A 20,130-nucleotide genomic window follows, 5' to 3' on the forward strand; every position below is an offset into this window, starting at 1 on the left:
TTCCTCCGATGATTGTAATTGAGGGTGGGTAATTCCCACCCTTTTATATCCGAAAATTGCCAATTATAGTGCTACGGGCAAGTAATAAGTAATAAGTAATAAGTAATAAGTAATAAGTTTACTGTTAATAGCTTTGGTGCTTCAACAATGTACGCGCCCTAATCGCATAGTACTATAAGATTAAATTAGTAAATTGCCAATTAACAAAATTTATTGTTGGCATAACAGTTATTGTTGGGATAAAAGCGAGTAAGCTTCATTAACTAATCGCATATTTTTCTCAGCCTTTTGTTTCATTTCCGGTTTATCTATATATAAATCTGGATGCCATTTCCTAACCAATTTTTTGTAAGTATTTTTAATCTCAACTATAGATACTCCTGGCTGTAGTCCTAATATTTTGTAAGCTCGATTAATTTGTTGTTGATCTACTTTAGCTTGAGACTTATTGTTACTCTTGTTATCTTTGTTTGTTTGATTTTGTTGGTTATTATTTTTTTTACTACGATTAAATCCAGACTTACCCATATTTGCTTTCATTTGGGCAATTTCTTGATCAATTTCCCAAGCACTGAATTTTGCTTCTAAATCATGTGCTGGTGGGGGAGGGGAAGATGGAGGTGATTTTTTTGTGGTTGTTTGGTTTGTTTGCTGATTTTGTTGTTGCTGTGGTGCTTTTCGGGGAATTACAACTTCTTCTTTCACACCTTTCCCAGAGAAACTATACACTGAGGATTTAGTTTGGGTTTGTGGAGGTTTTATTTCTGGAGAATTGAAAGTCTTTGCTTCAATTTTAAATTCATCAGTAATAGGAATGTCCAGACTTTTTTGTAGCTGTTGATTTAACTCGGATAAACTATTTTGCCATTTCTGTAATTCAATTTGTTTTTGTTGAATTTCTAATGGTAGTTCACTACGATTAAATTGAATAATAATTTCTAATTGTTGCTGATATTTATCTATAATTGATAATCCTTGACGATTCACTTGCATTAAATAATCATCAACAGCATCAAGACAAATTTTTGCGACTTGTTGATGATAGGATTCATTAGATGTTTTTGTCTCTGTTTTTTGCAGATTTTTATTCACCATATAGGTGATACTTCCGACCACAGCAGCACCTACGGGGCCACCTAATAACCAAACAATACCGCCACCAACCGCTAAGGAACTGGGATCGCTAATCCCATCATCAATTCCTGGCTTATGGGGTAGGGTAACTTGTGGTGTATTGGGTAAGTTAATGAATAAATCTTCTGGTCTTGTAGTTTGGAAGATTTCATTAGCTTGATACAGCCATTTACTCACTTCTAATTGTAGTTGTTTTAAATCTTGTTTGAGATGATCTATTTCCCATGATTTAAACTCATTTTGAGCCAAAGCAACAGCAGCATCTGCTTGATATTTATCTCGCAAGTTGGTTATGTTTAAAAAATCTTTTAATTCATTAATACTCTGATGAAAACCTTGTTTAATTAACTCGGCAGCACGTTTTTTAATATTGTATTTTGCCTGATTTTTGTCTGAAAATTGAGCGATTTCAACTTCTAAAGGTGTAATTTTTATTTTTAGCGATCGCTGGATTTTTGCAGCTATTTTTTCTACCCTTGGCTTTCTTACTACTTGGGTATCTTTTTGCAGAATCCTCACCAAGTTTTGTAATGCGGTTTCAAACTCGATTAAACCACTAGTATTAGCAGCTGCAACATCTCCTTTTAATCTAGCTCTTAAAGCAGGTAAAGCATCAACTCGATACAAATTACTAAAGCCGGAAGGTAATTCAGCGCGGAAACTTTCAGCTACAAAACGTAGGCGATGTTGCACTTGTTTTTGTTCGTCAGGCTCTAACAAATTCAAAAAGTTCGCCACAAAAATAACTGTTTTAATTCCCCGTTCCCACAGCCAATCCCGTAAATTTTCCCGTTCCTCCAAAGTCATCAACTTCCGCGCATCTAGTAATTGCACGACTAAATCCGCACCTAGGAGTTGTTGACGTACCAAATTATCTTGTGCTTCCCTGTCATTAGTTCCGGGTAAATCAAGGAACTCCACCCCCGTTTCTAGCAAAGGGTGGGGACAAAACACCTCCACAGATGCAACATCTCCCCGCATCCGTCTCTCACCATCAAGAACGGCAAACTTTTTTAAAATATCCGTACCAGGGCGGTAAATCTCCGTACCATCAACTAAAACAATGCGAGTCCGTAAGTCAGTCCCATACTTAACTATAATCGCTGCACCAGTGGTAGGAATCAAATCAATGGGTAAAGTTTTATTCCCCAACATGGCATTAATTAAGGTAGACTTGCCATGATTAAAAGGTGCAAATACAGCAATACGCAAGTTGGGATTAGTCAGATGATGACAAATAGCGATCGCATCTGTATAAAGTGCTGATTTTGGATCTAAATCTAGCAATTTAGACGCAGATTTAATTGCTGTTGCTAGTTGTTGATAGTTTTGAAGTACCTGTTGCATTGGTTGACGGTTGACAATTATTTCCAAAATCTAGTCTCTAAAATCCCTAACTCTTCGCCTGGAGCGCCTCTGCTTAACGAGGGAGTAGGGAGTAGGGGCGTGGGAGTAGGGATGTCCCATACTTAAAAGTAGGGGATTTAATGTTGACGTTTTGTCTGTCACCGCTTGCGCCTCTCCACCCAAATTTTCTTAACTTTCCAGGGATAAATCCGGGGGCTATGTCCTACCGGACACGCTATCTCCTTTCAGGAGACACTTCGCGCTTCGCTAACAAACAATCCTGGAGTAGGGTATTTTTCCTCTTCCCCTACTCCCTACTCTCTACTCCCTACTCCCTACTCCCTATTTTGGTGAGCCAAATTCACATTCTGAATCAGCAACGCCAAAAATTAACTGTAATCAGCAATTAAATTACTATAAGCTAACTCTACCTTTTCTACCTGTACAGTCACATCCTCCCTAAGATTACTTAACCGTTTTAATTCTGTATCACGGTCAATTTCACGGGTTTGTTTCTGCTTGAGTAAGTTATCTAATTCTGACTTACGAGCTGTAATATCATCATTGATGCGGTTATTCACTTCTTGCTCATAGGAATCAAAACACTCCTTCACCCCACTGTAAACAGTATGATATTGCTCATTGGCTACCTGGGGTAAATATTTCATCAACTCTTTCTTAGCAGTTTTTAGCAATTCCTTTCTGGCTTGATCCGCTTGTAAAAAACCCACACCCAAACCTAACAATGCAAAGCCAATGGGACCGAGGAAAACCCCCGTAACCGCCGTAATTATGCCACCAATACCAATTACAGTGAAGTAGTTTAACAGAATATTTTTCCAATCAAAACCCGCACCAGCCATCGCGAAACCAGCCAAATTTCCCCGAGCCAGAGAAAACAATCCCATTGCCCATTTTGCCCACGCCGGTGAGTTATCATCTTCACCAGAGACACTACTGTTCAATCTGACTGGTTCGCCGGTGAGTTTTTCTGTAATTCTATCTGTGACTTGATTATAGGACATGCCATACTTAGCCGCACTGCGGGAAAGTTGTCTAAAGGCTGCACCCATATCTTTTTCAGCAGTTAAACTCCAAGCCGCAAATTTATCGGCGATGTACTGCTCAAAAGCTGTTTGTAATGCAGTATTAAAAGCTTCCCGTTTCCCACTGCTGAGGAAATCAAGCAAATTTAACTCTGGTTGATAGCGGAGAAAATCATTCTCAAAAGTATTACCTAAACTTAAAACATAACTCTTGAAAGAATCAGCAATAGACTTGGCTTGGGTATCCCTAGTACGAATAATCTCTTGCTGAAACTCATCCCGAATACCCCTGAGCTTGTTAAATTCCGGTTCTACAGAAGTAATCCGTTCCTTGAGTTGATTCACATCTCGATCCAGAAGAGGAATACGTCTATCGATCGCTTCTTGAGTATTTGCACTAGCTTGACGAGCTAAGATTTTTACCTGTCGCAATTCTGCGATCGCTCTTTCCCTAGTTAAAAAGGTATTTAATGCTTCCATAAACCGAGGGAAACCAGTTCCTGACAATGAAGCTTGAGGATTTTTTAATCGACGACGTAATGCTTGCAGAGAAGAGACTTCAAACACCCGTTCATCATAGATATTTTGTCCATCAACAATACAGTAATCAGCTAAATTTGCCTGAAAAACTTGTCGCAAACGACCTTCTGCTTCTTGTAATTCCTCCTCATCATCGGGATCTATCAATGACTCTTTGACTTGATCCCATGCATTTAGTAAGAAGAAAACCGCAAGTCCCCTACCTTTAATATAATTCTCTAAATAGCGCCGTTCTCCTAAAGTACAAGGTTGGGAAGCTCGCATAACAAATAAAATTGCATGGCAATTATTCACATAACCCAAGGATAATTCATTCCGTGCTTCCGTATCATTTAATCCTGGACTATCAACAATTTCAATCCCTTTTTCTAACAATGGTAAGGGATACTCAACCACAGCATGACTAACATCAGGAAATGCTTCCTGCTTCTGTTGCTCTAACCTTTTTGCCTCTGCCGGATCAATAGTATACTTATGTTTAAAGGTATCAAAATCTAACTTTTGTGGACTCTTTCCATCATTAAAATGTACAGTTACTTGTTTCTCTGCACCATAGCGCAAAACAGTCAACACCGCCGTACAAGGATTAACATTACTGGGTAACAAATTTTCCCCAATCAATGCATTTAGAAACGTACTCTTACCCCGTTTCATATCTCCCAACACCAACAGACGGAATACACCTTGGCGGAGATTTTTACTCGCTACCTTAATATCTTCAATATCCCGTTCTAAACTGAGTTTTCCGGAAGCAGTATCCCCATCAATTTCTGCCCTATCGATAGTCTCAGCAAGTTTATCTAAAGCAATGGAAACCTCAGAACGGACTCGAACAAATCGCTCTAAATCGTGAATAAACCGATCAGTAGGTATTTGATAACTCATAATCTTTAGTTTTGAGGATGGAAAAATAATTTATAAGCCGCAAACATTAAAATTCCAATAATAACTACTCCTGCAACTACAGCAGCTAAACGGACAGCCACCAGTGCTACAACTCCCAAACCGAATAACTTTAGTCCCAAGACAGTTTTTTTCCGCCAAGCAGGTTTTTCAGTCTTTTTTGATTCATGCTTCACCGTTCGATAGAACTTAGCATCCTGCTCAGAAATTTCAGTTTCCAATTCCCGAAGTCGTAGTTCTGCTTCCTTTTCCCTTAATTTACGTTCTCTATGTTGTAATTCTTGTTCGTAATTTTCTGGAGAATTCATTCCAGTTTACCCCTGGACAGCTAAATAAATATGCATCAATAAATTAGCGGAACTAATTTGTAAATTAGCTCACAAAATAAAAAAGATACATCAGTTTAATCACTGAAGGACATGGAGTTAATCCAAAATCCACAATCCGTCTTGAAAAGTTTGCTCAACGGGAGGAAACCCCCAAGACCATACTACACTCACCGCACCGCAACTTTCCGCAAAATCCAAAATTGTTTGTCGATTGAGATTTTCATAAGCATTCTGGGTAAACTAGTCTATATAGGAATAGTACTAAATTAATCAAATAAGTAAGTCGGCACAATAAAACCAAACTATGTGAAGAATAGTAAATAAGCCTAAAACCCTTGTTCCCCCTGCTCCCTGCTCCCTGCCCCCTGCCTTATCCAAACGATAATTTTTTACGCCAACCTACTTAGTATCTAGTTCCTGTTAAGTGTAAAGGCAGAGATTCAGGTATTTAAGTTTTCAGCTTCAGCCTGGGAAATAGTTAATACAAAGATGCTAAATGATGTTAATGCCAAACATCTATAGAACATACTTTCAATAACCTCATAATCTTCCTTAAAGATATATTTATTTATCAACTGAAGCAGTGATGCATAAGCTAATTCTGTCATTAGAAAAGATATTTGTTATTTTCGCTTTATTTCTTTCTACTTCTGCATTAATCCCCGTCCTCCTAGAAAAAGAGGATTCCAATGGCTTTTCTCAAGACCCATTCAGCCCTATTTTGTTTCTGGGGATTTATGTAATTACTGCTATCTTAATCCTGGAATATCGCCAAATTTTTCTGCAATTTACTCGCAGTGTGGCATGGAAAAATATCTGGATTTGGTTACTAGCAGGAATGGCGATAGCTTCAGTATTGTGGACAATAGAACCTGATATTACTCTGCGTCGTAGCATTCTCCTTTTAGGAACAACTGTATTCGGAGCTTATATTGCTGTTCGTTATAATTTACGCGAACAATTAGAGTTATTAAGCTGGGTATTTGGTAGTATTATTATCCTCAGTTTTGTATTTGCTATCGCCCTACCAAATACTGGGATCATGACTTTTCAGGAAGGGGGAGCTCATGCTGGTGCTTGGCGAGGAGTCATGACTCATAAAAACCTGTTAGGTAGGATTATGGTTCTCAGTAGCATGGTATTTTTATTACGAGGAATTTCTTTGTCGCCAACAAAACAAAAATATCATTGGATTCCCTGGCTAGGCTATGGATTGTCAATTCTTTTAATCTTACTGTGTACTTCCAAAACAGCCTTAATTGTTTCTCTCACCTTGACAACAATAATACCTTTATATAGAACTTGGCGACGTAATTATACCCAAGTAATGCCTTTTATGATTGCTGTTATCCTTGTAGTTGGTAGTACAGCAATATTAATTTTCGACCAATTGGATGTAATTGCAACTACTTTGGGAAGAGATTTAACTCTCACAGGACGGACAAATATTTGGATAGCCATGTGGGATATCATCCAAGAACGTCCATTACTAGGTTACGGATTAAACGCCGTATGGCAAAACTGGAATAATGAAGCTACGGCTTACCTGTGGAAACAACTAGAGTGGGAATGTCCCTATGGTCACAATGGCTTTATGGATTTATTGGCAGAATTAGGTTTTTCCGGATTAGGGTTATTTTTGTTTGGCTATATAATTACTTATGTGAAAGGTATAAAATGGTTAAGAATTACTAATAATGTCGAAGGTATCTGGCCATTATTATATCTAGCTTTTTTAGCACTTTATAACATTAGTGAAAGTACTTTACTCGCTAATAATAGTATTTTTTGGATATTATTTGTTTCTATTAGTTTTTCCATTGTCATAGAGTACGAACAGGTAAAAATATGCCATCATCTAGAACAAAAATCATGGAATTATCTAGAAATATCTCCACATCATAAACAATGAAATTTCTCGGATTAAAATTTAGTTTTTCCCAAATACTGCAAAATTCCTTGTTACGCAACACCTTATGGATGTTGTTCTCCAATGGGCTGAAATTAGGTGTCCAAGCTGCTTACTTTATTATGCTGGCTCGCTTTCTGGGAGCTGACAATTATGGGGCTTTTGTCGGTATTACTGCACTGGCTGGATTACTCAGACCATTTGCTACTTTGGGTACTGGCGATCTATTAATTAAAAATGTATCTAGAAATAGTAATGTTTTTAGTGAATATTGGGGAAATTCTGTATTGATAATTGTCGTTAGTGGATTGATATTAACTAGCATATTATTATTAACTAGTAGTTATATATTTCCTCCCCAAATATCTATATTGGTGATATTTTTAGTTGGGATAGCAGACCTAATATTTACTTTAATAATTGACAGTGCTATTAAAGCTTTTCTCGCTGTGAATAAAGTTAGTATTACAGCTCAGCTAAGTCTTTTATTAAGTCTGAAAAACCTAGGTGCTATTTGTATTTTTTTATTATGTTTTCAGAATCATGATTTAATCACCTGGAGCTTTCTGTATTGTGTTTTTACATTTGCAGCAGCATTAATTAGTTTTTTACTTGTTAATAAAAATATTGCAGCTCCTAAATTAGATTTATCAAAATTCAAATCTGAGTGCCAGGAAGGATTTTATTTTGCTGTTGGCTTATCTGCTGAAACTGTGAATCATAATGTAGATAAAACTATGTTGGCACGCTTTTCTACATTAGATGCAACAGGAATTTATGGTGCCGCTTATCGTCTAATTGATATTGCTGGCATCCCGATACAATCTCTCATGGGTGCAGCTTATACTAAGTTTTTTCAGAAAGGAATAGCAGGTGTTAGTGGTAGTATTAATTTTGCAACTCGTCTATCTGGGATTTCAGGCTTATATGGAATAATTGCAGGCTTGGGAATATATTTTCTAGCTCCAGTTGTTCCTTATATATTAGGTAATCAATATGTAAATGTAGTAGAAGCTTTACGTTGGCTGGCACCTTTACCATTTTTAATGGGTTTACAGCACTTTGCAGCAGATACCTTAACTGGAGCCGGATTTCAAGGGGTGCGGAGTGCAGTACAAGTTACTACTGCTCTGTTTAATTTTTTGCTAAATCTTTGGCTCATACCTCTTTACTCGTGGAAAGGTGCAGCTTGGTCTAGTTTAGCTTCAGATGGTTTAAAAATGCTCATTTTATGGTCAGTAGTTTTTTACTTCTATAACCAAGAAATAAGAAATAATTAGAATTGAATGTATTGATATTAAATATCATACTGTTACTTAACCAAGAATTTTGGGAACTCTAAAAATAGAATATTTGTTTCTTCAGTATCTGGGATCATGATTTTGTCATCAAACATGATGCCTATACTTGTTTATCATACAAACTACTGAATGGCCGAATATTTTATAGATTTATATTAATCTCAATAAATAACAATTATATGCGTGTTTTATTGCTAGCTTTTGAATGTAATCCAGAATGGTACTCTCTACCTGCATGGGCATATCGCTATGCAGAAACTTTAGTAGATCATGTTGATGATTTAGTCGTCGTTACTCAGATCCAGAATCGGGAAAACATTGAGAAACATGGTGGCATTAAAGGTGCTAAAGTCATTTTTTTAGACGTTGAATTGGTAGTCAGACCGTTAGAAAAATTGGCTGCTTTTCTAATGGGAGGACATAAAAAAAATATTGGTTGGACAATCTATCGTGCTTTGATCTATCCAGCCTATTTGTATTTTGAGTGGGCTGTATGGAGACAATTTAAAACTGAATTGAAACAGGGTAAATTTGATGTGGTTCATCGACTCACCCCCATGACACCTACTCTTCCCAGCCCAATGGCTGCTTGGAGTCCAGTTCCTTTTGTGTTAGGGCCATTGAATGGTGGATTAAGATGGCCTAAGCAGTTTGCTGTAGAACAAAGTCGTGAACGAGAATGGCTCAGTAACTTCCGTGACTTCTACAAAGTTCTCCCATACCAACAATCAACTTATAGAAAGGCTAATGCAATTCTGGCTGCATTTGATCACACAATTGCTGACTTGCCATCTTCCTCTCAAGAACAAATCATCAACTTCCCAGAAGTTGGTATTGATCCCACTTTATTCAATTTACCAGTACGGGAGCTGAAAGAAAAAGTCACAGTTCTCTACGTAGGGCGTTTAGTGCCTTACAAAATGCCGGAGGTAGTAATTCAAGCCTTTGCTAGTAGTAAAATACTCCAGCAGCATCAACTTCTCATGGCGGGAGATGGGGCTGAACGTGAACGTTTAGAAGCTCTGGTGCAACAGGAAGATTTAGGGGACTGCATACAACTATTGGGAAATGTCCCCCACGAAAAAGTCAGTCAATTGATGCGTGAGGCTGATATCTTCGCATTTCCCTCTATTCGAGAGCTGGGGGCTGGGGTCGTGATTGAGGCTATGGCTTGTGGTTTGGCTTGTGTCGTCATGGATTATGGTGGATGCGGTGCATTAGTAGACGCGGATCGTGGAGTCAAGATACCTATGGGCGACAAAGCACATATGGTCAAGTCTTTTACAAAAGCTTTAGAAGAATTAGTGCAAGATCCCGGATGCCGGGCAAAATTAGGACAAGCAGCCTATGAACATGCTATTGGTCATTATTCTTGGGATATCAAAGCTCAAAAAAATGTAGAAATTTATCACTGGGTTTTAGGTAAGGAAGATCAAAAGCCTAATTTTTGGAAGACCCTAAGGGTTGATTAATCTCAAGGATAACGGGCATATCACAAGTAACCGATTTATTTATGAATAAGAAAAATCTATTCGTGATTCTAGTCATGCTCGGACTATCCTTGCTATCTATTTTTTCTATCAGTGTAAATGCTTTTAATAATCAACAAACTGAACAAATAATTATCGATCAATTTGGTTGGCGATCGCCAACTGAAAAAGTGGCGATATTTGCTAATCCTGTCAAAGGTCAAAATTCCCAAGTTTCTTATTTACCAGGTGGAAAGTTTGAAATTCGTCGGGAAGATAATAACAAAACTGTATATACTGGTTCAGTTGTACCTTGGAAAGATGAAAAAATAGATAGTAGTTCTGGAGACCAAATTTGGTGGGGAAATTTCAGCGATTTGAAAAAGAAAGGTACTTACTATATTTACGATTCAGTTAATAAAGTACGTTCCTATAGTTTTGCAATTCGGGATGATATCTATAATCCTGTAATCAAAGCAGCAATGAGAGCTTTCTATTATCAGCGTTGTGGTACCGAAATATCTGCCAAGTACGGAGGAAAATGGACTCATGCTGCTTGCCATCTGGGAACACATCAAGATTTAGCAGCACAAAGTTATACTAAAAAAGCTCCATCCAAAGACGTTCATGGTGGTTGGCATGATGCTGGTGATATGAATAAATATGTTTCCTTCACCAGTAAACCTCTGTGGAATTTAATTAATGCCTACGAAATAAATCCTGGCATATTTGCCGATAATTACAATATTCCTGAAAGTGGTAACGGTGTCCCCGATATTTTAGATGAAATTAAGTGGGAATTAGATTGGATATTGCGAATGCAAATGGCAGATGGTTCTGTAGCGAATCGTGTTGCTAGTAGTAAGGGTGGATGTTTTACTGGTACACCTCACACAGATAAGGAGAGGCGATATTATACAGAACCAACCACTTGGGCAACTTCCAGCTTAATTATTGGTAGTGCCAATGCATCTCGCGTACTTAGAAGATTCGAGAAAATCTACCCTGGTTATACCAAACAACTAATTAGTGCCTCCGAAAAGGCTTGGAAATACCTAGAGCGCACTCCCAATAAATTACCTGAAAATGGTCATGATTATGGGAGTAAAGGAAAATTAAGTTGTGCAGCCCAAGGTGATGAAGAAGGTAAAGATAAAATGTTACGACTGTGGGCTGCTGCGGAACTTTATCGAGCTACATATAAAGCTGAATATAAACTATATTTTGATCGCCACTATACACCCTTGAAAGATGGTTGGTTCGATCCTATGGGGGATAAGAAACATCCTTGGGCACAACAACTTGCATATATCACCTATGCTCAAACTCCAGGTGCAGATTCAGCCAAGGTAACTGAGATTAAAAACGCTCTCAAAACCACAACTTCCTGGTTTAATAATCTGGAGGTGAATCAAAAAGATCCTTATCGCGCCATTATCTGGGACTATTTCTGGGGTTCTAATCAGGTGAAGGCAAACTGGGGAATGACATTTCTCTTCGCCAAATTATTAGCTGTTGATGAATCACGCAATCAATTCTATGAGCAAAACGCTGAAGAGTATTTACATTATATCCACGGTCGTAATCCCCTTTCATGGGTATACCTAAGCAATATGGGAGCCAAAGGCGCTAATGCAGGGGCGGAAAAGAGCGTCATGGAAATATTCCACAACTGGTTCCATGATGGCAGTGTCTATGATGGTATCAATTCTAAATATGGCCCAGTTCCAGGGTTGCTGGCTGGTGGAGCTAATAAATACTACAAAGTAAAACAAGTGGCTCCTCCTTTTGGTGAACCACCCCAGAAGGCATATAAAGACTGGAATAGTAGCTGGAATTTTTGGGGAGGTTTTTCCGAAGATTCTTGGAGTATTACGGAACCAGCAATTTATTATCAGGCTGCTTATGTAAATTTATTGGCTTATTTTTGTCAATCTCAGTGAAATTTATGATATTGACCATAAGTTATAGCAACAGACATACAGGTTAGGACATTAGGTTACTTATCAATGTTGCAGATTTTTTTAAGACTTCTAAAAGAATTGTATTTATAGCATTACCAAAGTACGTTAGGAAATTTTTAAATGATGAAACCTATGAGCAGTAAACTTATTAATTATTAATTAATAATTACTTGCGCGTAGTGCTATATGTATATTTTTTAAGTAATTGTACGATTAACAATATTTACTTATCTCTAATAATATAGATATGTTCTTATACTATTTGGATGAATATATTATTAGTATTAAAAAAACAACAAGTAATACTAAATAAAAATGCTTGCAATAGACTAAATTATAGAGGACGGAATACTTGTTTAAAAAAATTACAATGTATCCCATCATTTTTTATGACCGGCATAAAATATTATATTCTAATTTTTATAAGATATTTTATATTGTCCTATAACGGTTAATTTTATGTGTAGACACATAAAGAGATTAAAGCCCTAATGATTTGGTTACAAAGTCATTAAAAATATTCTTGCTCACAATCATCATAAATACTACTATTTATGTTACAGATATCTCAAAATGATAAAAATATTAATTGTTACTCAGAGGAAGCAGCAATTAATTTAGTAGAGAATGTACCAGGGGGTACTCCAATTATTGTCGATTTTGACGAAACTCTTTTATTACGCAACTCCACAGAAGAATACCTTAATAGCTTACAACCTCGTATTATTGGAAAATTTGTATTAACATTATTGAACTTTCTGAAACCGTGGAATTGGTTACCAGATGCAATTAAAGGTGATTTTTCCAGAGATTGGATGCGAGTATTAATAGCAACTATATTTCTCCCTTGGACTTTGATAATATGGCAGTGGAAAGCTAAAACATTAGCTCATAATTATGAAAATAAAGCTCTGATTAAGGCATTAGAAAATAGAAAAGATTGCCCAATTATTATTGGTACATTAGGCTTTGATTTAATAGTTTACCCTATTATTAAACATTTATCATTAGAAATAAATCGAGTCATTTCCTGTAGATTTTGGCAAGGTGGAATAGACAGAGTTAAAGGTAAATTGCAAATGGTAACAGATTCTTTAGATAAAGATGCTGTTACTAATTCTCTGGTAATTACAGATTCTAATGATGATGAAACTCTGCTATTATCTGCTTCTCATCCCTGTCTGCTTGTATGGCACGAAGCACAATATATACCTGCTATGTCTGATATTTATATACCCTTAGTATATACAGAAAAAGTTAAAAAACCTGGCGATCAATATTTATTTAAAACAATTATCAAAGATGATTTACTAATGTTAGTAATGGCATCTACTTGGTTAAGTCATCAACCTCTTTTACATTTTGCCAGTATGACATTATTAATGTTCTCCTTCTGGTGTATTTACGAAATTGGTTATATGGAGAACGATTTAATTGCAGAAAAATTTGAAAAATCGCCTCAACTAACAGCAAACTATCAAAAATATAAACCAATTATTAATCTCTGGCAACCTTGGATCTGGTCATCAATATTAGCAATCCCTGGTATTGTATTACTTGAGTTAACAACAATCATTCACAATGATGACTTTATTTTTGGATTTAATCAACTGGATTTGAGTAAAATATTAACTAAGATTGGATTATGGTTTGGTTTACTTTTACTCTTAAGAGCTACTTACTGGGTTTACAATCGTGTAGATAAACAAACGAGAGTTTGGCTATTTCCATGTTTACAAGTTTATAAGTGCTTTGGTTTTCTGGTAATAACAACAACAAATATTGTTGGATCAATGCTGTTTGCAGCACAAGTACTATCTCGCTGGCTTCCTTATATTATTTATCGATATGCGAAGGTTGGTAATTGGACTGCAAATGTAGGACACTTATTCACTAACTTATTTCGATGTGTAATCTTTACTTTCTTACTTATAGCTGCATCTCTGGGAAATCAAGATACTTCTTTATTAATTAGTTGGCAAAGTTTATGTATTTTCGTCTATTGCGCTTGGCGGGGACGCAAACAATTCAGAGAAATTATTCATCAAGCACATCCAATTAAACAAGATGATTGGCAGGCACATCAAATATCTTAGTTGTGATACGAACAATCAATAATTAGGATAAAAAGACTATAGTTAAAAATTCTGAATAATCCATGTATTCTTCATATTAATTGGTTTATTTAACCGCCATATACTATATCAATTGTTCTATCTAAATCAGATTTTATCTGTTTTAAAATTGGATTTTTATAAACACAATAAGTTTACTCATTATATGAGGTAACAGCTTATGACTGTAAAGGTATCTATATGTATTGCAACATATAAACGTCCTCATGGTCTCGAAAGATTAATGGAGGGGATTAATCGCTTAAAGTTCAATAAAATTACCTTGCCAGATATAGAAGTGATTGTAGTTGATAATGATGCTTCTGGATCTGCACAAAATTTATGCGATCGCATAAAAACAGAGTTTAAATGGCCATTAAAATATGATATTGAACCAACCCAAGGAGTCACTTTTGCTCGTAATCGTGCGATAAAAAATTCTTCGAAACAATCTAATTTTATTGTCATGATTGATGATGATGAGGTGCCTCGTTCTAATTGGCTAGAAGAGTTTTTACTAACACAGCAAAAGTATGATGCGGATATAGTTACAGGACCAGTATTTCCTTGTTTTGAAGAGCAAGATTTGCCTGAATGGATTTGTAATGGTAATTTCTTTATTCCTAGACTTCATCAAACAGGAACTCTACTAGAAACAGCTTTTACAAATAATGTGTTGGTTCGAGCTGAGAGATTAAAAAAACTAAACGTAATTTTTGATCAAAGGTTTGCTATTAAAGGAGCAGAAGATACTCATCTGTTTATGCGTTTGCATTCTCAAGGATATAAAATAGTATGGGCAAATGAAGCAATTGTTGATGAATGGATTCCACCATCACGTACTAATTTAAAGTGGATATTACAACGCGGTTACTGGGGTTGGAGTTCTTACAGCTTTATTGAAACAGATATATATTCTTCATCAAAATATTGGTTAATGCGCTTTTTAAAAGGTGCTGTTTTGATTGGATTAGGAGTAGTATCTTTTGTCCCAGCCATAATTCAAGGTAAACATAAATTAGTTTCTGCTCTGTTGAGTATTTATCGAGGATTAGGAACTATTTCAGGTCTATTTGGACTTCAAGGTCAATGGAAATAAAATAAAATTTTTCGATCGCACTTTTTAAACTAGGACTTACGCAAAAGTAACGTTACTGCGTCATTACGTTTGCGTAGCATGTCCGGAACGGACGAACGACAGCGACGTAATCGCAAAAATCCTGGGATTGCTTCCCTACACTTCGTTTCGGTCGCAATGACAAATCTTCGTTGCGTAAGTCCTGTAAACATCAGAATCAAATCAGGAGTTTAGTTTGTGAAGCTATTGATTACTGGAGCATCAGGATTTTTGGGACAATATGTGGTTGTTAATGCTCTGCGTCGTGGATATGAAGTCAGGGCTGTTGTACGTCCCCATCAGGATATATCTTTGTTAACCTGGTCTAACCACGATGCTGTTGAAATTGTCAAAGCAGATCTTGCTGTTGCTCCTGAGCTTGTTTCTACTGTCTCAGGAGTGGATTGTGTTATCCACTTGGTAGCATCCAAAAGTAGCGATTTTGTAAAAGCCTGTAAAGGAACTGTATTAACGACGCAAAATCTACTGAAAGCGATGGAATGTGCCCAGGTTATGAGGCTAATCTCTATTAGTAGCTTCTCCGTATATGACTATTCTCAAGTCTCAGATGGGAATACTCTGGATGAGTCATGTCCAATAGAGACTTCTCCTAGCACACGTGATGCTTATGCTCAAACAAAATTAATGCAAGAACAGCTTGTTCGTGAATTTGCATCTCTCCCCCATAGTGCTGTGACAATTCTGCGACCGGGAATGATTTATGGGCGAGAAGTACTCTGGAATGCTTGTCATGGGGCTGGGTTTGGCCCGCTTTGGTTATTGATTGGAGCTTCGGGAATAATGCCAGTCACCTATGTGGAAAATTGTGCTGATGCTATTGTCACAGCAGTGGAGGCGAAAGCAGCAGTGGATACAACCCTGAATATTGTGGATGATGAGCTTCCTACTCGCAAAAATTATACTGACATACTAGTAAAGCATTCTCCAAATCCTCCCCAGATAGTACCAGTCAACTGGTTATTGCTGCGAGGGATTGCCCAAGTCTTCTGGTTTGTCAATCAAAGAGTCTTGGGTGGAATGTTAAAGTTACCTGGTTTACTGATTCCACCTCGCCTTGATGCACGACTAAAACCCATGACTTATTCTAATCAAAAAGCCAAGGAAATTCTGAATTGGCATCCCCCCTATTCCTGGCAAGATACTCTGGAACGCATCTGGAATCACGAGATGGAATTAATCTCTGTTTGAACTGATAAAGATCCTGACTATTTAAATTTATCTACCTCAATTCTCTTTTAATGACTGTACTAAATTTTTGATATCTATATTGACAATAATTTATATGAAAATTGCTATCGTTGGTTGTGGTTTTGTTGCTGACTATTACATGAGTACATTGCCACTTTATCCCCAATTAGAGTTGGTTGGAGTCACAGATAAAAATAAAGACCGTCAACATCAGTTTGCTACATATTATTCAATTCCGACTTATGATTCTCTGGAAGAACTGTTGGCGGATTCCCAAGTGAAGATTGTTGTCAATTTGACTGATCCTAGAAGTCATTATCAGGTGTCAAAGTCTTGCTTGGAGGCTGGTAAACATGTGTATTCTGAAAAGCCTTTAGCTATGACGATTCCTGAAGCAAAGGATTTAGTTCAGATAGCTGAAAATCGAGGGCTACAAATCTCATCTGCTCCTTGCAGCCTGCTGGGAGAAACGGCACAGACTGTGTGGAAGGCCCTGAGAGAAAATATGGTGGGTCCAGTACGCCTAGTGTATGCCGAAATGGATGATGGTATGGTTCATCAAATGCCTTATCAGAAATGGGTGAGTAAGTCAGGTAAGCCTTGGCCTTACGCAGACGAGTTTGAAGTAGGCTGTACAATCGAACATGCGGGCTACTACGTTAACTGGCTAACTGCATTTTTTGGTCCTGCCGAGACGGTGACATCATTTTCATCCTGTCTGATTCCTAATAAGGAAACGGATGTTGAGTTAACACCTGCCGATACCCCTGATTTTTCTGTGGCTTGTATTAAATTTCAATCAGGGGTGGTGGCTCGTTTGACCTGTAGTATTGTGGCTCCCCATGATCACAAACTGAGCATTATTGGAGATAAAGGGATTTTAAGTATCCATGATTGCTGGGATTACAGTGATTCAGTCTATATTCAACGACTAACGCGGATTGGTCGTAAGGTGTTTATGAACCCAATTAAGCAAAAATATCCACTAGTACGAAAGCCGCTCACATCTAAATATACTCGCGGAGCCCAAAATATGGACTTTAGCCGAGGAATCGCAGAAATGGCTGCTGCAATCTTTGAGAATCGGCGTAGTCGGATGGCGGCTGATGTTTCATTACATAATAATGAGTTAGCGATCGCTATCCATAATGCATTCGAAGGAGGATGCTTTTATAAGCTGACAACCTCATTTGACGCTATTTTCCCTATGTATTGGGCTAAGTAGGGTCTGCTGAATAACTGAAAAATATTGATTTATCAATGCTTTGAGGCTATTTTATTGGGAAATAAGTGCAAGGAAATTAGGATTTTAGGTTTAAAATCCTTGCATCTGTTATTTTTTCTGGCAAAAAGAATAGAAATAAAGAGGCACCGAACTACTCCCTACTCCCTACCCTCACCAAAGGACTTTTATGCCTAACGGCACGCTCCGCGAACAGCAAGCCCTAAGTAATACATTTGTTGGTAACAGAAATATGAGAATCTCTGTTGGGATAATAAGCGATCGCTACTATTTTCAAGACATAGACAAAGCGATCGCAAAACAGATAAATAATAAGCCTAACAGCAACAATAAAGTCTGATTGTGTCGTACCCAATTACGAAAAGTGATACTAAAATTCTTGGCTTGAGTTAGTTGTTGTAATTCCAACTCATGTTCTGCAAAATTTTCATAGAGAGTACATTCCTGAGCATAGGGACGCTGAGGAAAATTACAGCTATCATCATTGTGGTATGTACAGCTATCGCACAGATAGTCTACTCCATTGGCACGATGCAAAGGTATACCCGGATGTCCATATGCTTTTAACTGGGTACCACAATAAGGACAGGTAACTGCCTGGGAATTTACGGGTTGATGACAGCGAGGACAGGTTGCAGTCTTCAAAGCCACTATGCTGATAAATGAATGAATATAGCAATATTATCACAGAAGGCAGAAGGCAGAAGGCAGAAGGCAGAAGGCAGAAGGCAGAAGGCAGAAGGCAGAAGGCAGAAGGCAGAAGGCAGGAGGCAGGAGACAGTCCCGATGAAAAAAATTTTCACCATCAATTATCTAAGTAGAATTTTTCCTTCCCCCTGCTCCCTGCCCCCTGCTCCCCTGCTTAGAAGTCAGGAGGCAGGAGGAATGCCCTCTGTCTCTTGCAAAGCTGCCTGCTTCAACATTTATTCCCAGTTATTTATACCCTCTGTTGTAATACTACTAATATAAAACCGGTCATAACGGGTCAAAGATAAGGATAAAATATGAACTGAGGTCGATAATTTATTGAAAATGCTTCATTTCGGCTTCTAATTGCCTAATTAGACCCATATCGCCTTTATCCCTTGCTACTTGCAACCGATGTTCGAGATTTTTTTGAATGTTCTGCTTATGAACCTCTCGCATATTGTTAACCACTTTTCCTCTTTTGGTATGCATAATTGAAACCTTTAATATTTCGATTTATTTTCTGTATTTCCAAATTTATCGAATTTTTGTTACACAGGCTACAGTAAACATATAAACTTAATGTTATGCAATAAGCTAATTTATTTCTGTTCAATCAGGATTAGGTAAAGTGTGTTACAACCTCAAAGTATTCTGAAATGCCGGTAGGTAGCACCTGATTGCGTAGTGCGATATTTGAGATTTTTTGGGTGATAAATATGGAACAGCAGCCAACACTAATAACTCTGCTGAGTGATTTTGGTAATAGTGATGAATATGTGGGTGTAATGAAAGGAATAATTGCCCAAATAAACGCCAGTACTAGGGTTATAGACATAAACCACCGAATCCCACCACAAAACATTGCTGCTGGACGATTTTGCTTAATGAATGCCTACCCTTATTTTCCCCCAGGAACCGTGCATGTGGCGGTGGTAGATCCGGGAGTGGGGGGAAAGCGGCGAGCGATCGCTGTAGAATTAACATCGGGATTTTTGGTTGCACCAGATAATGGTTTATTAAGTGGAGTGCTGTCCCGTTATGATGCAATCACCGCAGTGGAACTGACAAATCATAAATATTGGCATACTTCTACCCCTAGTAGTACTTTCCATGGTCGAGATATATTTGCACCAGTGGCAGCCCATCTTGCCAATGGGGTTGGAATTCAAGAATTAGGGACAATAATTAATCCCGCAACATTGATGAGGTTAGAGTTAGTTGAATGTACTTACCAGTCTGACAGTATATTCGGATGCATCCAGTATATTGATCACTTTGGTAATTTAGTCACCAATATTCCTGGGAGTTCCCTAGTAGATAAAAATTGGTATGTGCAACTAGGTGATTGGAAGATTAGTAATTATAAAACCTATGCAGATGGGAGGATTGGGGAAGCGATCGCTTTAATTGGTAGCCATAATTGGGTGGAAATTGCTGTCAACAGTGGTAATGCACAATTGCAATTGCAGATGAAAGTAGGAAGCGAGATTACAGTTCAATGGTGACTAGCTTGAAAATAGGGGTTAGGTGTTAAGGGTTGGGGGACAGGGAAGAGGTATTTTCATCTTTGGTTGTGAGTAAAATTGCCCATGAAAGATTGTCTTGAAAATAGTTAGGAACTAGGAAACATACCATTTCTTTATCAAGATGCGCCAAATTCTGTAAACCAAATTATTGGTGTTGCACATATATAGCACTACGCTTTTAGGTTAGGACATAAGTAGTTAAACATAATTAATTACACAATGTCATTGCGAGTGTAACGGAGTGAAACGAAGCAATCACAAGGGTTAGGATAACTTCGCGTAGTTCGTA

Annotated in this window: 15 protein-coding genes; 10 read left to right on the plus strand and 5 right to left on the minus strand. The window is 37.5% G+C overall.

Annotation, left to right across the window (positions count from 1 at the left end; translation table 11 throughout):
• Positions 1–228 precede the first annotated feature (228 nt).
• The 3 genes from CALSC_RS06475 to CALSC_RS06485 form a co-directional block, all read right to left on the minus strand.
• Positions 229–2,481 carry a dynamin family protein gene (locus CALSC_RS06475; RefSeq protein ID WP_088240569.1) on the minus strand — a complete coding sequence of 751 codons (2,253 nt, stop codon included), beginning with the start codon at positions 2,479–2,481 and terminating at the stop codon, positions 229–231.
• 389 nt (positions 2,482–2,870) lie between these two features.
• Positions 2,871–4,952 (minus strand): dynamin family protein, encoded by a 2,082-nt coding sequence (locus CALSC_RS06480; RefSeq protein ID WP_088240570.1) that lies wholly within the window; start codon positions 4,950–4,952, stop codon positions 2,871–2,873.
• A 5-nt stretch (positions 4,953–4,957) separates the two neighbouring features.
• Positions 4,958–5,278 carry a DUF3040 domain-containing protein gene (locus CALSC_RS06485; protein ID WP_088240571.1) on the minus strand — a complete coding sequence of 107 codons (321 nt, stop codon included), beginning with the start codon at positions 5,276–5,278 and terminating at the stop codon, positions 4,958–4,960.
• 607 nt (positions 5,279–5,885) lie between these two features.
• On the opposite strand from CALSC_RS06485, the gene CALSC_RS06490 reads away from it, so the two are divergent.
• The 8 genes from CALSC_RS06490 (at position 5,886) to CALSC_RS06525 (ending at position 17,607) form a co-directional block, all read left to right on the plus strand.
• Positions 5,886–7,211, plus strand: coding sequence for an O-antigen ligase family protein (locus CALSC_RS06490; protein ID WP_088240572.1), 1,326 nt, complete (start codon positions 5,886–5,888; stop codon positions 7,209–7,211).
• Positions 7,208–8,488: an oligosaccharide flippase family protein gene (locus CALSC_RS06495; RefSeq protein WP_088240573.1), complete on the plus strand. Its 1,281-nt coding sequence runs from the start codon at positions 7,208–7,210 to the stop codon at positions 8,486–8,488. The genes CALSC_RS06490 and CALSC_RS06495 overlap by 4 nt, the downstream gene beginning before the upstream one ends.
• A gap of 200 nt (positions 8,489–8,688) precedes the next feature.
• A complete protein-coding gene (locus CALSC_RS06500; RefSeq protein ID WP_088240574.1) occupies positions 8,689–9,981 on the plus strand; it encodes a glycosyltransferase family 4 protein in 1,293 nt (430 codons plus the stop codon).
• 41 nt (positions 9,982–10,022) lie between these two features.
• Positions 10,023–11,921 carry a glycoside hydrolase family 9 protein gene (locus CALSC_RS06505; protein ID WP_088240575.1) on the plus strand — a complete coding sequence of 633 codons (1,899 nt, stop codon included), beginning with the start codon at positions 10,023–10,025 and terminating at the stop codon, positions 11,919–11,921.
• Between the two features lie 575 nt (positions 11,922–12,496).
• Complete coding sequence (locus CALSC_RS06510) at positions 12,497–14,038, plus strand: haloacid dehalogenase-like hydrolase (protein WP_200817581.1); 1,542 nt, start codon at positions 12,497–12,499, stop codon at positions 14,036–14,038.
• A 199-nt stretch (positions 14,039–14,237) separates the two neighbouring features.
• Positions 14,238–15,155 carry a glycosyltransferase family 2 protein gene (locus CALSC_RS06515; protein WP_088240576.1) on the plus strand — a complete coding sequence of 306 codons (918 nt, stop codon included), beginning with the start codon at positions 14,238–14,240 and terminating at the stop codon, positions 15,153–15,155.
• A gap of 216 nt (positions 15,156–15,371) precedes the next feature.
• Positions 15,372–16,382, plus strand: a complete 1,011-nt coding sequence (locus CALSC_RS06520) for an NAD-dependent epimerase/dehydratase family protein (RefSeq protein WP_088240577.1) — start codon at positions 15,372–15,374, stop codon at positions 16,380–16,382.
• A 94-nt stretch (positions 16,383–16,476) separates the two neighbouring features.
• A complete protein-coding gene (locus tag CALSC_RS06525; RefSeq protein ID WP_088240578.1) occupies positions 16,477–17,607 on the plus strand; it encodes a Gfo/Idh/MocA family protein in 1,131 nt (376 codons plus the stop codon).
• Between the two features lie 291 nt (positions 17,608–17,898).
• Here the strand turns inward: CALSC_RS06525 and CALSC_RS06530 are convergent, their stop codons facing one another.
• Entirely contained in the window at positions 17,899–18,270 is a 372-nt protein-coding gene (locus tag CALSC_RS06530; RefSeq protein ID WP_088240594.1) for a zinc ribbon domain-containing protein, read from the minus strand.
• A gap of 17 nt (positions 18,271–18,287) precedes the next feature.
• Between CALSC_RS06530 and CALSC_RS26310 the strand changes: the two genes are divergently transcribed.
• Positions 18,288–18,446, plus strand: coding sequence for a hypothetical protein (locus tag CALSC_RS26310; RefSeq protein WP_159460574.1), 159 nt, complete (start codon positions 18,288–18,290; stop codon positions 18,444–18,446).
• Positions 18,447–18,648: 202 nt separating this feature from the next.
• On the opposite strand, the gene pirA is transcribed toward CALSC_RS26310, so the two are convergent.
• A complete protein-coding gene (gene pirA / locus CALSC_RS26940; protein ID WP_200817582.1) occupies positions 18,649–18,804 on the minus strand; it encodes an arginine synthesis PII-interacting regulator PirA in 156 nt (51 codons plus the stop codon).
• A 227-nt stretch (positions 18,805–19,031) separates the two neighbouring features.
• Here pirA and CALSC_RS06540 point away from each other — a divergent pair, with 227 nt between their 5' ends.
• On the plus strand, positions 19,032–19,820 hold the full coding sequence (locus CALSC_RS06540) for an SAM hydrolase/SAM-dependent halogenase family protein (RefSeq protein WP_088240580.1): 789 nt from the start codon (positions 19,032–19,034) through the stop codon (positions 19,818–19,820).
• The last annotated feature ends 310 nt before the right edge of the window (positions 19,821–20,130 follow it).

The sequence above is a fragment of the Calothrix rhizosoleniae SC01 genome (assembly GCF_900185595.1).
Taxonomy (GTDB): Bacteria; Cyanobacteriota; Cyanobacteriia; order Cyanobacteriales; family Nostocaceae; genus Calothrix_A; species Calothrix_A rhizosoleniae.

Coding starts and splice junctions, on each gene's coding strand:
- CALSC_RS06500 (WP_088240574.1), top strand. CDS start 8,689: ATGCGTGTTTTATTGCTAGCTTTTGAATGTAATCCAGAATGGTACTCT.
- CALSC_RS06480 (WP_088240570.1), bottom strand. CDS start 4,952: ATGAGTTATCAAATACCTACTGATCGGTTTATTCACGATTTAGAGCGA.
- CALSC_RS26310 (WP_159460574.1), top strand. CDS start 18,288: ATGAATGAATATAGCAATATTATCACAGAAGGCAGAAGGCAGAAGGCA.
- CALSC_RS06540 (WP_088240580.1), top strand. CDS start 19,032: ATGGAACAGCAGCCAACACTAATAACTCTGCTGAGTGATTTTGGTAAT.
- CALSC_RS06490 (WP_088240572.1), top strand. CDS start 5,886: ATGCATAAGCTAATTCTGTCATTAGAAAAGATATTTGTTATTTTCGCT.
- CALSC_RS06525 (WP_088240578.1), top strand. CDS start 16,477: ATGAAAATTGCTATCGTTGGTTGTGGTTTTGTTGCTGACTATTACATG.
- CALSC_RS06475 (WP_088240569.1), bottom strand. CDS start 2,481: ATGCAACAGGTACTTCAAAACTATCAACAACTAGCAACAGCAATTAAA.
- CALSC_RS06505 (WP_088240575.1), top strand. CDS start 10,023: ATGAATAAGAAAAATCTATTCGTGATTCTAGTCATGCTCGGACTATCC.
- CALSC_RS06510 (WP_200817581.1), top strand. CDS start 12,497: ATGTTACAGATATCTCAAAATGATAAAAATATTAATTGTTACTCAGAG.
- CALSC_RS06495 (WP_088240573.1), top strand. CDS start 7,208: ATGAAATTTCTCGGATTAAAATTTAGTTTTTCCCAAATACTGCAAAAT.
- CALSC_RS06485 (WP_088240571.1), bottom strand. CDS start 5,278: ATGAATTCTCCAGAAAATTACGAACAAGAATTACAACATAGAGAACGT.
- pirA (WP_200817582.1), bottom strand. CDS start 18,804: ATGCATACCAAAAGAGGAAAAGTGGTTAACAATATGCGAGAGGTTCAT.
- CALSC_RS06515 (WP_088240576.1), top strand. CDS start 14,238: ATGACTGTAAAGGTATCTATATGTATTGCAACATATAAACGTCCTCAT.